This window comes from Pseudoblastomonas marina (assembly GCF_034374265.1).
GTDB lineage: Bacteria > Pseudomonadota > Alphaproteobacteria > Sphingomonadales > Sphingomonadaceae > Alteriqipengyuania_A > Alteriqipengyuania_A marina.
Map to the genome: position 1 here is coordinate 2,340,402 of NZ_CP139718.1, position 12,933 is coordinate 2,353,334.

At 65.6% G+C, this 12,933-nt stretch carries 11 protein-coding genes; 6 read left to right on the forward strand and 5 right to left on the reverse strand.

The window, feature by feature from the left end:
* Positions 1–26 precede the first annotated feature (26 nt).
* Positions 27–743 (reverse strand): DUF1013 domain-containing protein, encoded by a 717-nt coding sequence (locus tag T8S45_RS11620; RefSeq protein ID WP_322293852.1) that lies wholly within the window; start codon positions 741–743, stop codon positions 27–29.
* 208 nt (positions 744–951) lie between these two features.
* Between T8S45_RS11620 and T8S45_RS11625 the strand changes: the two genes are divergently transcribed.
* Positions 952–2,085: a roadblock/LC7 domain-containing protein gene (locus T8S45_RS11625; protein WP_322293853.1), complete on the forward strand. Its 1,134-nt coding sequence runs from the start codon at positions 952–954 to the stop codon at positions 2,083–2,085.
* Positions 2,086–2,101: 16 nt separating this feature from the next.
* Here the strand turns inward: T8S45_RS11625 and T8S45_RS11630 are convergent, their stop codons facing one another.
* The 3 genes from T8S45_RS11630 to T8S45_RS11640 all read right to left on the reverse strand — a co-directional run bounded on the left by T8S45_RS11630 (position 2,102) and on the right by T8S45_RS11640 (position 5,140).
* The gene (locus T8S45_RS11630; RefSeq protein ID WP_322293854.1) at positions 2,102–3,148 is read right to left on the reverse strand and encodes a glycosyltransferase family 4 protein; all 1,047 of its coding nucleotides are present in this window, start codon (positions 3,146–3,148) and stop codon (positions 2,102–2,104) included.
* Entirely contained in the window at positions 3,138–4,046 is a 909-nt protein-coding gene (locus tag T8S45_RS11635; RefSeq protein ID WP_322293855.1) for a UDP-2,3-diacylglucosamine diphosphatase, read from the reverse strand. Before T8S45_RS11635 ends, T8S45_RS11630 begins: the two co-directional genes overlap by 11 nt.
* Positions 4,047–4,129: 83 nt before the next feature.
* A complete protein-coding gene (locus T8S45_RS11640) occupies positions 4,130–5,140 on the reverse strand; it encodes an NAD(P)H-quinone oxidoreductase (RefSeq protein ID WP_322293856.1) in 1,011 nt (336 codons plus the stop codon).
* A gap of 98 nt (positions 5,141–5,238) precedes the next feature.
* Here T8S45_RS11640 and T8S45_RS11645 point away from each other — a divergent pair, with 98 nt between their 5' ends.
* The 5 genes from T8S45_RS11645 to T8S45_RS11665 all read left to right on the forward strand — a co-directional run bounded on the left by T8S45_RS11645 (position 5,239) and on the right by T8S45_RS11665 (position 12,370).
* Positions 5,239–5,442, forward strand: coding sequence for a DUF1192 domain-containing protein (locus tag T8S45_RS11645; protein WP_188642889.1), 204 nt, complete (start codon positions 5,239–5,241; stop codon positions 5,440–5,442).
* 113 nt (positions 5,443–5,555) lie between these two features.
* On the forward strand, positions 5,556–7,928 hold the full coding sequence (gene clpA / locus T8S45_RS11650; RefSeq protein WP_322293857.1) for an ATP-dependent Clp protease ATP-binding subunit ClpA: 2,373 nt from the start codon (positions 5,556–5,558) through the stop codon (positions 7,926–7,928).
* A gap of 72 nt (positions 7,929–8,000) precedes the next feature.
* A complete protein-coding gene (locus tag T8S45_RS11655; protein ID WP_322293858.1) occupies positions 8,001–9,683 on the forward strand; it encodes a M1 family metallopeptidase in 1,683 nt (560 codons plus the stop codon).
* A gap of 33 nt (positions 9,684–9,716) precedes the next feature.
* Positions 9,717–10,748 (forward strand): ligase-associated DNA damage response exonuclease, encoded by a 1,032-nt coding sequence (locus T8S45_RS11660; protein WP_322293859.1) that lies wholly within the window; start codon positions 9,717–9,719, stop codon positions 10,746–10,748.
* 2 nt (positions 10,749–10,750) lie between these two features.
* Positions 10,751–12,370, forward strand: coding sequence for a cisplatin damage response ATP-dependent DNA ligase (locus T8S45_RS11665; protein ID WP_322293860.1), 1,620 nt, complete (start codon positions 10,751–10,753; stop codon positions 12,368–12,370).
* On the opposite strand, the gene T8S45_RS11670 is transcribed toward T8S45_RS11665, so the two are convergent.
* Positions 12,367–12,924 (reverse strand): gamma carbonic anhydrase family protein, encoded by a 558-nt coding sequence (locus T8S45_RS11670; protein ID WP_322293861.1) that lies wholly within the window; start codon positions 12,922–12,924, stop codon positions 12,367–12,369. The genes T8S45_RS11665 and T8S45_RS11670 overlap by 4 nt on opposite strands.
* Positions 12,925–12,933: the final 9 nt, after the last annotated feature.

Below are 12,933 nucleotides of genomic sequence, written 5' to 3' on the forward strand. Positions count from 1 at the left end.
CCCGGCGCAAGCGGTCGCCCGAGTGCTCAGTCGGAGGCTTCGGTGCCCTCGCCCGTGCTCTCGGCGTCCTTGCGCGCCTGCAACCAGGCTTCGGCCTCGGCTTCCTGCGCGGCTTCGACCGCGGCCTTGGCGGCCTCCTCGCGTTCCTGCTTCAGCTCGGCGATCAGCTTCTCGCGATCGCCGCCCAGCTTTTCATCGTCGCCCGAGGCGTCTTCGAGGCCGGCCTTCTTGGCGGCCTTGGCGACCACCGCATCGAGTTCGCGCTGCGAACACAGGCCCAGCGTCACCGGGTCCTTCGGCTGGATGTTCTGAATGTTCCAGTGGGTCCGCTCGCGAATCGCGCCGATCGTGTTGCGCGTGGTGCCGATCAGCTTGCCGATCTGCGCGTCGGAGATCTCCGGGTGGTTGCGCAGCAACCAGGCAATGCCGTCGGGCTTGTCCTGGCGCTTCGACACCGGCGTATAGCGCGGGCCCTTGGTGCGCGCGACGGCGACGGGCTGCTTCTGCATCTGGAGACGGTATTCGGGGTCGGCGGCGCCCTTCTCGATTTCCTCGTTGGTCAGTTCGCCCGCGCGAACCGGGTCACGCCCGGTATACTTGCTGCTCGCAAGGTCATCCGCCATCGCCTGGACTTCGAGGATGTGGAGGCCGCAGAAATCGGCGATCTGCTCGAAGGACAGCGAGGTGTTGTCAACCAGCCAGCTGGCAGTCGCGTGGGGCATCAGGGGGGTGGGAGCGGACACTTGGTTTCTCCGGCGCGCGGGGCGCAGTTTGCGAGAGTCTAAATAAAACGGGCCGCCCCTTACCGGAGCGGCCGCTTGGCACCCGAGATAGGCCTATCGCGTCGGTCGGGCAAGGGTTTTGCCGTTCGCGCCACCGAAGGGGCCATTTTCACCCTTTCTTAGCCATGCCCGATTACGGCTGGCTGGAACCGTGAGACCGAGGAATTCCGTGAACGCCCCCAGCCATGATTTCGGGAACGACCCCGCCGCATCGCCGGGCGAGCGCCTCGATCTCAAGGCTTACGAGCTGTGGATGCGCTGCCACGAGGACGGCCACGTGCCGTCGCAGCAGGAATTGCTCAGCCACGAGGATTGCAACTTCGTCGACCATTCGGTCCTGATCAAGCTCAAGCGCGACGACTCGACACCGTCCATCTCGCATATCGGCACCCAGCTCTGGCTTGGGCTCGACGGCTTGCTCCCGCAGAACATCGACGAAGTGCCGGCGCGCTCGGTCCTTTCGCGGATCACCGAGCATTACCTCGAGGCGGTGGCGAACCGCACTGCGGTCGGCTTCGAGGCTGAATTCGTCAACGAGGACGGATCGGCGATCGGTTATCGCGCCATCGCGCTTCCCTGTGCGAGCGATGGCGAACGGATCGACGCAGTGCTCGGCGTGGTCGATTATTCGATGGTCGAGGACGAGACGGACCTTCCAGACGCGGATTCCGGGGCTCCCGTTATAAAGGCGCTCGAAGAGCCGGAGGATTCGCCCGACCAGGGCGCCATGCCGAAGGAGGGCTGGCGCTCGGTCATCGCGAAGATGCGGCGCGCTCCCGACGAGCCGGTCGCCGACGAGGTGATCGATCCTCCGCCCGAACGTGCGGTGGAGCCGAAGAACCCGGCCCGGGCGAAAACGCGCAAGCGCCAGGCCCTCGATCCGCTGCCCGACGCGGAGCCCGACAGCGCCCCGCCGCCCGCCACCCCCTCTTCGCAAAGTGCCGTCATAGCGTCTGCGCTCGACCAATTGCTCGCGATCGACGGCGCGATTGCGGCGGCGCTGGTCGAGCTCGACAGCGGCATGCCGCTCGCCAGCGCGGGGGGGGCGGACGAAATCGACCTCGATATCGCGGTGGCCGGGAATACGGAGGTGCTGCGCGCCAAGTACAAGGCATTGCGAGCGCTCGGACTCGATCCTCGGGTCGAGGACATCATGATCACCCTTCCCGCGCAATATCACCTGCTGCGCCCTCTATCGGCGAGCGACGGCTTGTTCCTCTGCCTCGTCGTCGACAGCGACCATGCCACGCTCGGCATGGCGCGGCACGAGCTCCGCCGCGTCGAACGTACGCTGAAGCTCTAGCAGCCGCCGTTCCGATTCAGGCGGCCGTGCAGGCCTGTTGTGGGCCGTCCACCAGTGCACCGAGGAACTGCCGGGCGCTTGATTCCCAGCTGTATGAGCGACCGAGCGCCACGCAATCGGCCTGATCGCACGCCAGCGCTGCGGCGATCGCGGTGTTCAGGTCATCGTCCATCGCGCCCGCTGCGGGGGTGAGGATATCGACCGGGCCTGTAACCGGGTAACCCGCCACCGGCGTGCCGCAGGCGAGCGCCTCGATCATGACAAGCCCGAACGTGTCGGTGCGGCTGGGAAACACGAACACATCTGCCCCGACATAATAAGCGGCCAACTCGCGGCCCGACTTACGCCCGACGAAATGGGCCTGGCGGTAGCGGGCGCGCAGGCCGTCGAGCGCCGGGCCATCGCCGACGACCACCTTCGCGCCAGGGTGTCGGCTCTCGAGGAACGCCGCAATGTTTTTTTCGGCCGAGACCCGGCCGACATAGAGCTGGATCGGGCGTGGCAGTTCGGCGAACAATCCAGGGGCCGGGATGTCGGGCGAGAACTGGGCGAGGTCCACCCCCCGGCTCCACGATCGCAATTGCGACAGGCCTTGGTCGCGCAGCGTCCGCCCGATGCTCTCGGTCGCCACCATGATCCCCGCCGAAGGACGGTGGAAGCGCCGAATATACGGCCAGAAGGTTGCCGCCGGCAGGTGCGTGCGGCGGGCGAGATAGTCGGGAAACTGGGTGTGATAGGCGGTCGTGAAGGCCTGCCCGCGAGCAAGGCAATGGCGGCGCGCGGCAAGGCCTAGCGGGCCTTCGGTCGCGATGTGGACTGCATCGGGCGCGAACGCCTCGAGCCGGCGACCGACGCCGAACCGCGAGGCCATTGCGAGCCGGATTTCGGAGTAGGTCGGGCACGGAAACGAGCGATAGCCGTCGGGCGAGATCACCAGCACCTCGTGCCCCCAGCCGCGCAGGATCGCGACCGTCGTGGTCAGCGTCCGCACCACGCCGTTCATCTGCGGCTCCCACGCATCGGTAACGAGGGCGATCCGCGCCGGGCCGGTCTCAGGCCGCATCGGCCAGCTCCTTGTCCGTCGCCACTTCGCGCTTGGCGATCTCTGCCGGCCAGTCGAGGATTTCCATCCGTCCGTCGGCATGTTCGACCAGTGCATTGCACCCTTCGACCCAGTCGCCGTCGTTCCAGTATTCGATGTCCTGCCGGTTGAAGGCGAACACCCGGTGCTCGGCGGTGTGGATATGGCCGCAGACCACCCCGTCGACCCCGCGCTGCGCGGCAGCCCGCGCGACCACTTCCTCGAACCGACCGATGAATTCGACCGCGTTCTTGACCTTGTGCTTGGCGGCCTTGGAGATCGACCAATAGGGCAGGCCGAACAGCTGGCGCGCCCTCGCCACCCAGCCATTGAGCTTCATCATCAGGTGGTAGGCCGCGTCGCCAACGAAGGCGAGCCAGCGATGGGCGAGCATCACCGTGTCGAATTCGTCGCCGTGCAGCACCATCAGGCGGCGCCCGTCGGCGGTATCGTGGAATGCCGCGCGGCGAATCTCGACCCCGCCGAAATTCAGCCCGGTGAACTGGCGGAACATCTCGTCGTGATTACCGGGGATGTAGACCACGCGGGTGCCGCGCCTGGCGCGCTTCATGATCCGCCAGACGATGTCGTTGTGTTCGGTCGGCCAATAGAATTTCTTCTTCAGTCGCCACCCGTCGATGATGTCCCCAACCAGGTAGATCGTCTCGCTGTCGGTATGGTCGAGGAAGTCGATCAGCAGCTCGGCATTGCAGCCCTTGGTGCCGAGATGAACGTCCGAGATCCAAATCGTGCGGAATTGCCGGCGCTCATTGCCCCTCGGCTCGGGCGTCGCGGGTCCGGGCCCGGCGCGACCGGCGAAATTGGCAATGTCGGCAATCGTGTCGGCGGTGTCGTTCGACCGTCCGAAGCGTTTGAGCATGGCAAGCCCCGTCAGCGGTTTGCACTGCCCTAGTGAGCCTGTGTTACAGCTGATTCACGATTTTGTGACGGTTCGGCGACGGCCTAGCCCTTGGCCACGGCGAGCACGATCTTGCCGATATGGTCGCCCGCTTCCATCCGGGCATGCGCGGCCGAGGCCTCTTCGAGCGGGAAGATTTCGTCCATGATCGGACGGAACGTGCCGTCACCGACCATCGGCCAGGCATTCTCGGCGATATCCTGCGCCAGCAGCGCCTTGAAATCGTCCGAGCGCGGACGCAGCGTCGATCCTGTCAGCGTGAAGCGGTTCATCATCAGCGCGGCCATGTTGATCTCGGCCTTGGCGCCGCCCTGGATCGCGATCGTTACGTGTCGACCATCGGGCGCGAGGCACTGCATGTTGCGCGCGACATAGTCCCCAGCGACCATGTCGAGCACGAGCTCGACACCCTGCCCGCCGGTGATTTCCTTCACCGCCTCGACAAAATCGGTGCCCTTGTAGTTTACCGCGTGATTCGCTCCGATATTGCGCGCCGCCTCGCACTTCGCATCGCTGCCGCAAGTCACGATGACGGTCATCCCGAACGCCTTGCAAAGCTGGATCGCGGTGGTGCCGATCCCGCTGGTCCCGCCATGGACGAGGATCGTCTCGCCCTCGCGCGCCATCCCGCGCTGGAAGACGTTGTGCCACACGGTGAACATCGTCTCTGGCAGCGCTGCCGCCTGCTCCATCGTCACCCCTTCGGGGACCGGTAAGCAATGGCGCGCATCGACGCGGACATATTCGGCATAGCCGCCGCCGGGGACCAGCGCGCAGATCTTCTGCCCCGGAAGCCACCGCGTCACTCCCTCGCCCAGCACGGCGATCGATCCCGACACCTCGAGCCCGAGGATCGGCGAGGCGCCGGGAGGCGGAGGATAGAGCCCGCGACGCTGCACCACGTCGGGCCGGTTGACCCCGGCATGGCTGACCTTGACCAGCACTTCGCCGGGGCGTGCTTCGGGGACCTCGATCTCGGCCGCCGTCATGACGTCGGGATCGCCGGGCGTGTCGAAGGTTATCGCGCGCATCTTATGGGGCAAATCGCTCATCATCCGTCCTGTGGCATGAAATCCATGGCTGGCCGTTCGATGCAGGGGCTACCTCCTCGCGGGATTGACAGCAAGGCGGGCAGTCACGACATTCCAGTTCGATGGACGAAGACGATCGCCCCCGCCCGCGCGGAGACGCGGCAGAGGCCCTTTCGAAGGAGAGCCTCGACCCCTATTCGGTGGCCGAGCTTCAGGCGCGCATCGCCCTGCTCGAAGCCGAAATCGAACGGGTCAGGGCGCATCGCGACAAATCCACCGCCCACCGCGCCGCGGCGGACGCACTTTTCGGCAAGCCCGCCACGTGAAGCGCGCAGCCTTATTTCAATTCATTCAACTTGCGGTCAATAAAGACCTGCTAGAGAGACAATCCCATCGGGCCCCATCCAGACGGATCATTCGCCCGCAATCCAGGTGACCAATGCCGAGTTTTGCCCAAAGCCTCGAGAAAACACTGCACAATGCGCTGTCGCATGCCGGCGAGCGCAACCACGAGTATGCGACACTCGAACACCTCCTCCTTGCGCTGGTGCAGGATGAGGACGCGGCGCAGGTAATGGGTGCCTGCGGGGTCGATCTCGACGAGCTCGGCGCGGCGGTGACGCAATATATCGACGAGGAATACCAATCGCTGAAGGTCGACGATGCCGTCGATCCGCAGCCGACGGCGGGCTTCCAGCGCGTCATCCAGCGCGCGATCCTCCACGTGCAATCCTCGGGCAAGGATACGGTGACTGGCGCCAACGTTCTCGTCGCGCTGTTCTCCGAACGCGATTCCTACGCGGTCTATTTCCTCCAGCAGCAGGACATGAGCAGGCTCGACGCGGTCAGCTTCATCAGCCACGGCATCGGCAAGAACGGCAAGCGTGCCGATATCGCGCCGCCGCAGGGCGCCGAGGGCGATGCCGCGCAGGTCGAGGACAAGGCCGGCAAGGACAAGAAGGAAAGCGCCCTCGACCAGTTCACGGTCAATCTCAACCAGCGCGCCGAAGACGGGAAGATCGACCCGCTGATCGGGCGCGGGCCGGAGGTCGATCGCACCGTCCAGATTCTCTGCCGCCGGTCGAAGAACAACCCGCTCTATGTCGGCGATCCGGGCGTCGGCAAGACCGCCATCGCCGAGGGCCTGGCGCGCAAGATCGTCGAAGGCGACGTGCCCGAGGTCCTGCAGGACGCGGTGATCTATTCGCTCGACATGGGCGCGCTGCTCGCGGGTACACGTTATCGCGGCGATTTCGAGGAGCGACTCAAGCAGGTCGTGACCGAGCTCGAGGGCATGCCCGAAGCGATCCTGTTCATCGACGAAATTCACACGGTGATCGGCGCGGGTGCGACCAGCGGCGGGGCGATGGATGCCTCGAACCTGCTCAAGCCGGCACTGTCGAGCGGCGCGATCCGCTGCATCGGTTCGACGACCTACAAGGAATTCCGCAACCACTTCGAGAAGGACCGCGCGCTGCTGCGCCGGTTCCAGAAGATCGACGTCAACGAGCCGACGATCGAGGACACGATCAAGATCCTCAAGGGGCTCAAGAGCGCGTTCGAGGAGCACCACAAGGTCAAGTACACGCCCGATGCGCTCAAGACCGCGGTCGAGCTCTCGGCGCGCTACATCAACGACCGCAAGCTGCCCGACAAGGCGATCGACGTGGTCGACGAGGTTGGCGCGATGCAGATGCTGGTCCCGCCTAGCCGTCGCAAGAAGAAGATCACCGCCAAGGAAATCGAGTCGGTCGTGGCGACGATGGCGCGGATCCCCCCGAAATCGGTATCGGCCGACGACAAGAAGGCGCTCGAAAACCTCGAGCGCGACTTGAAGCACGTCGTATTCGGGCAGGACCGTGCGGTCGAGAAACTGTCGGTCGCGATGAAGCTGTCGCGCGCCGGATTGCGCGACCCGGACAAGCCGATCGGCTCGTTCCTGTTTTCCGGCCCGACCGGGGTCGGCAAGACCGAGGTCGCGCGCCAGCTCGCCTCGATCATGGGGATCGAACTGAAGCGCTTCGACATGTCCGAATACATGGAGCGCCACAGCGTTTCGCGCCTGATCGGCGCGCCGCCGGGCTATGTCGGTTACGACCAGGGCGGGTTGCTGACCGATGCGATCGACCAGAACCCGCATTGCGTCCTGCTGCTCGACGAGATCGAGAAGGCCCATCCGGACCTGTTCAACATCCTGCTGCAGGTGATGGATAACGGCCGACTGACCGACCATCACGGCAAGACAGTCGATTTCCGTAACGTGGTGCTGATCATGACCACCAATGCCGGCGCGGCCGACATGGCGAGCCAGGGGATCGGCTTCGGCGACGTGTCGAAGGAAGATGCGAGCGAGGAGGCGGTGAAGAAGATGTTCACCCCCGAATTCCGCAACCGCCTCGATGCGATCGTGCCGTTCACCTATCTCGGCAAGGACACCGTCGCGCGCGTGGTCGACAAGTTCGTCATCCAGCTCGAACTGCAGCTGGCCGACCAGAACGTCCACATCCAGCTCGACGACGATGCCAAGGCATGGCTCGGCAAGCGCGGCTACGACAAGCTCTACGGCGCGCGCCCGATGGCACGCCTGATCCAGGAGAAGGTCAAGCAGCCGCTCGCCGAGGAGCTGTTGTTCGGCAAGCTTGCCAATGGCGGCGAGGTCGATGTCGGGGTGAAGGACGACAAGCTGCATTTCGCCATCACCTCTGCCGCACCCAAGCCTGCGCCGAAGAAGAAAAAGGCAAAGCCGGCCGCGAAGAAGCCCAAATCGGGCGGCGCGGAAAAAGCCGAGGACGCGTCTGGCGACGAAGGCTGACAGGGATTGGCGATTGAATGAGAAGCGGGTGGGTGCAGCAATGCACCCGCCCGTTTCTACAGGGAGGGTTGCATGAGGTTCGCGCTGTGTTTCGCCGCATTGGGCGCGCTGCTTGCCAGCCCGCTTTCGGCGCAGGATTTCGGCGAGCGGCGCAGTCTGGTCTCGGGTCTTCCGCTGACCGAGGACCAGCAGGCGATCGACCCGCAGCATCTGTGGCTAGATATCTGGGTCGATCCCGCTACCCAAAGCATCCGCGGCAAGGCCGCCTATAGCCTCGCGATCGAAGGGGAGGCGGACGTGGTCGAGCTCGAGCTCGACGGACTCTTTCGCGTCACCCGCGTCGCGCTCGGCAAGATCGAGCTGCCCGCCGAGGGCTATCGGCATGCCGATGGATTGCTCTCGATCCCGATCGAGGTCAGCCGGGGCGCCAATGGACGGCTTGACGTCACGATCGAATACGAAGGCCAGCCGCGCATTGCACCCAACGCGCCGTGGGACGGCGGCTTCGTGTGGACCCAGACGCCGGGCGGCGAGCCGTGGATCGCGACCGCAATCCAGGGCGAAGGTTGCGACCTGCTGTTCCCCTGCATCGACAACGCTGCGAAGGAGATCGGCCGCGTCGAGAGCACGATCTGGGTGCCCGAAGCATCAAACCTCTACGCGGCGGGAAACGGCAGCCTGGTCGACACCGTCGTCGCGGGCGATTGGCGCGGCTATCGCTGGTCCGCGCGCCAGCCCAATACCTACGCGATCGCGCTCAACATCGCGCCCTACAAACTGATCGAACGCACGCACCGTGCTCCCTCGGGCCAGGACGTACCGCTCGTCTTCTATCACCTCCCCGGCGACGGCGCGCCCGCCGCGCGGCTGCTCGACGAGCTGGCGAAATATCTCGACTGGTTCGAGCGCCGGATCGGCCCCTACCCCTTCGCCGACGAGAAGGCCGGCATCGCGCAGACGCCGCATCTCGGCATGGAGCACCAGACGATCAACGCCTACGGCAATGAATTCAGGGTCACGGACGAGCCATACGACTGGCTCCTGTTCCACGAATTCGCGCACGAATGGTTCGCCAACCAGATGACCAACCGCGCGCCTGCCGACATGTGGCTCAACGAGGCGATGGCGAGTTATATGGAGGCGCTCTACCTGCGGGATATCGCCGGAGAGGACGCGTATCGCTCCAAGCTCGTCGAATACCACGCTCGGATTGCCAGCCGTGTTGCGGTCGCGCCGCGCGATGCGATCGACGACGGTGCCTATCTCGGCGGCGGCGGCTGGGGCACCGACATCTATTTCAAGGGCAGCTGGGTCCTTCATACGTTACGCGGGCTGATCGGTGACGAGGCGTTTTTCGCCAGCCTGACGCGACTCGTCTACGCTACGCCCGATCCGCAGCCCGGCGGAATCGCCCCGCTGCTCCGCGACACCGACGAATTCCTCACCATCCTCGAGCAAGAGAGCGGGTGCGAGCTCGGCTGGTTCTTCGAGGCCTACCTGCGCCAGCCCGCGCTGCCTCGGCTCTCGGCGACGCGAAACGGCCAATTTCTCGATCTCGAATGGACCGTGCCGGGCGGCCTGGCCTTCCCGATGCCGATCGAGGTCGCGGCGGGGGGCGAGGTGCGGGTCGCGCGTTTCACGGACAACCGCGCGCGCATCGACCTGGGCAGCGAGGACGCACCTTATACGCTCGATCCGGAAAGCAGGATCCTGCGTGCATTGCCGCCGCCTGCGCCATCGCCGGCACCGCGTTAGGAACCCTTCGCGCGCCGCACCGCTTATCTGGCTGTGAGCGCACCCTTTTCCTGGATCCGGCCCGAACCCTGGGGCATCCACGTGGTGCCCGCCGACGCGTGGATCGATCCCGGTCGCCCGGTCGGGCGCGCACTCGTGACCCACGGCCACGCCGATCATGCCCGCGGCGGCCATGGCGAGACGATCGCCACTCCCGAGACGCTGGCGATCATGGCGCTGCGCTATCGCACCGGCGTCGAGGACGAGAAGGGCGAGTTGCCCACTCGGGCGACCCCGGTCGAATATGGCGAGACGATCCGCCTACCCGGCGGCGTCGATGCGACTTACATTCCCGCCGGCCACGTGCTCGGAAGCGCACAGATCCTGCTCGAACATGCGGGCGAGCGGATCGTCTGCACCGGCGATTACAAGCGCCGCGCCGATCCGACATGTCCGCCCTTCGAAGTCACCCCCTGCGACGTCTTCATTACCGAGGCGACCTTCGGCCTGCCGCTCTTCACCCACCCTCCGATCGAGGAGGAGATGGGAAAGCTGCTCGGACGGCTCGAGGCGCATCCCGATTCCTGCGTGCTGGTCGGCGCGTATGCGCTGGGCAAGGCGCAGCGGGTGATCGCCGAATTGCGCGCGGCGGGGCATACGCAGCCGATCTACCTCCACGGCGCGATGGAGAAGATGTGCCGGCTCTACGAGGAACACGGCGTCGAACTGGGCGAGCTGCGGCTCGTCTCCGAACACCAGAAGAACGATATGCGCGGCCACGTGGTGGTATGCCCGCCCTCGGCGCTCAACGACCGCTGGAGCCGTCGCCTGCCCGATCCGATCACCGCGATGGCATCGGGCTGGATGCGCGTGCGCCAGCGCGCCCGCCAGCGCAATGTCGAGCTGCCGCTGGTGATTTCGGACCATGCCGATTGGGGCGAGCTGACCCGCACGATCGAGGAGGTCGACGCGCAGGAGACCTGGATCACCCATGGCCGCGAGGATGCGCTGCTGCGTTGGTGCCAGCTCCACCAGCGCCGCGCACGGGCTCTGGCGCTGGTCGGCTACGAGGACGAGGATGATTAGGGATGGATGAGTTCGCCGCCCTGATCGATGCGCTGATCTACACGCGCAGCCGCAACGAGAAATTGCGGCTGATCGCCGAATATCTGCGCGCCACGCCCGATCCAGACCGCGGCTGGGCGCTGGCGTCGCTGACCAACGAGCTCGACTTCCCTGCGGTAAAGAGCTCGACCATCCGCAACCTGCTCAAGGAGCGAATCGATCCGGTGCTGTGGACGCTGAGCCGCGATTTCGTCGGCGACACCGCCGAGACGGCGAGCCTGTTGTGGGAAACCGGTCAGGTCGACGCGCCCTCCGACGTCACGACGTCGCTCTCGGTTAGCGATGTGGTCGAGCGGCTTTCTGCCATGACCCGCGGCACGGTAGCGACCGAACTGCCGAAGCTGCTCGACGCGCTCGACGTGAACGGGCGTTACGCCCTGCTCAAGCTGGCAACCGGCGGGATGCGCGTCGGCGTCTCCTCGCGCCTCGCCAAGACCGCCTTCGCGCAGGCGTTCGAGGTCTCGATCGACGATGTCGAGGAATACTGGCACGGGCTCGAGCCGCCCTTCTCCGAACTGTTCGCCTGGGCGGCGGAGGGCGAAGACCCCCCCGATATCGAGAACCTGCCCACCTTCCGCCCGTTCATGCTGGCCCATCCGCTCGAGGAAACGGAGGTTTCGCTCGAGGATTACGCGGCCGAATGGAAGTGGGATGGGATCCGGGTCCAGCTGGTCCGCGCCGGCCACGAGGGCGAGGAGCAGACCAAGCTCTATTCGCGCTCGGGCGACGATATCTCCGCCACCTTCCCCGAATTGCTCGACGCGCTCCCGATCAATGCAGTGCTTGACGGCGAATTGCTCGTACGCGGCGCGACGCAGGGAGGAGAAGAGGGTGGCGCGGCCAGTTTCAACGCGCTCCAGCAGCGGCTCGGTCGTAAGACCGTGAGCAAGAAGATGCTGCGCGAGGCCCCGGCGTTCGTGCGGCTCTACGACGTGCTGATCCTCGAAGGCGAGGATCTACGAGAGTTGGTGTGGGAGAAGCGGCGCAAGCGGCTCGAGGGTCTGATGTCCCACCTGCCCGATTCGCATTTCGACCTGTCGGCGCTGGTCGAGGCACGCGATTTCGAGCACCTCGCCGAGATCCGCGAACGCAGCCGCGACGATGCGATCGAGGGGCTGATGCTCAAGCGCCGTGACGCGCCCTATGTCGCGGGGCGCAGGACCGGGCTTTGGTACAAGTGGAAGCGCGACCCGCTGCTGGTCGATTGCGTGCTGATGTATGCCCAGCGCGGCAGCGGCCGGCGCAGCTCGTTCTTTTCCGACTACACGTTCGGCTGCTGGGACGGCGATCCCGACGAGGGCGCGGACCTGCTCCCGGTCGGCAAGGCCTATTCGGGCTTCACCGACGAGGAGCTGAAGAAGCTCGACCGGCACGTCCGCAGCAACACGGTCAACCGTTTCGGCCCCGTGCGCGAAACCGACAAGTCACTGGTGTTCGAAGTCGCCTTCGACAGCGTGCACGAAAGCAAGCGCCACAAATCGGGCCTCGCGATGCGCTTTCCCCGCATCCACCGCATCCGCTGGGACAAGCCGGCGCACGAGGCCGACCGGATCGAGGCGCTCAGGGCGTTGATCAGGGACTAGTCGTCGAGATCCGAGATGGCGGCCTTATGGTGCCGCGCATTCTCGGCATAGTGCACCACGCCCGCGCGCATGCCGGCGATGGCGGCATCGGGCAGGTCGCGCAGTTTCTTCGCCGGGCGGCCGGCCCACAGCTCGCGCGCGCCCATCACCTTGTTTTCCAGCAGCATCGCGCCCGCCGCGAGCATCGCGTCCGAACCAATCACCGCCTTGTTCATCGCGATCGCGCCTAGGCCGACGAAGCCGCGATCCTCGATCGTACAGCCATGCACCATCGCCATGTGGCCGATCAGCACGTCATCGCCGATGATCAGCGGCGAACCGTCGGGGTCGCCGGGCTTGGGCGGGTCGCAATGGAGCACGCTGCCGTCCTGCACGTTGGTCCGCTCGCCGATCACGATCCGGCTGACATCGGCGCGCAGCACGCAATTGTACCAGATCGAGCTGTCTGCCCCGATCTCGATATCGCCGATGATCCGGCAACCGGGCGCGATGAAGGCGCTGTCGTGGATACGCGGGGTCTTGCCGTGGATGGGAATGATCGAAACGCCGTCCATGGCGTACCT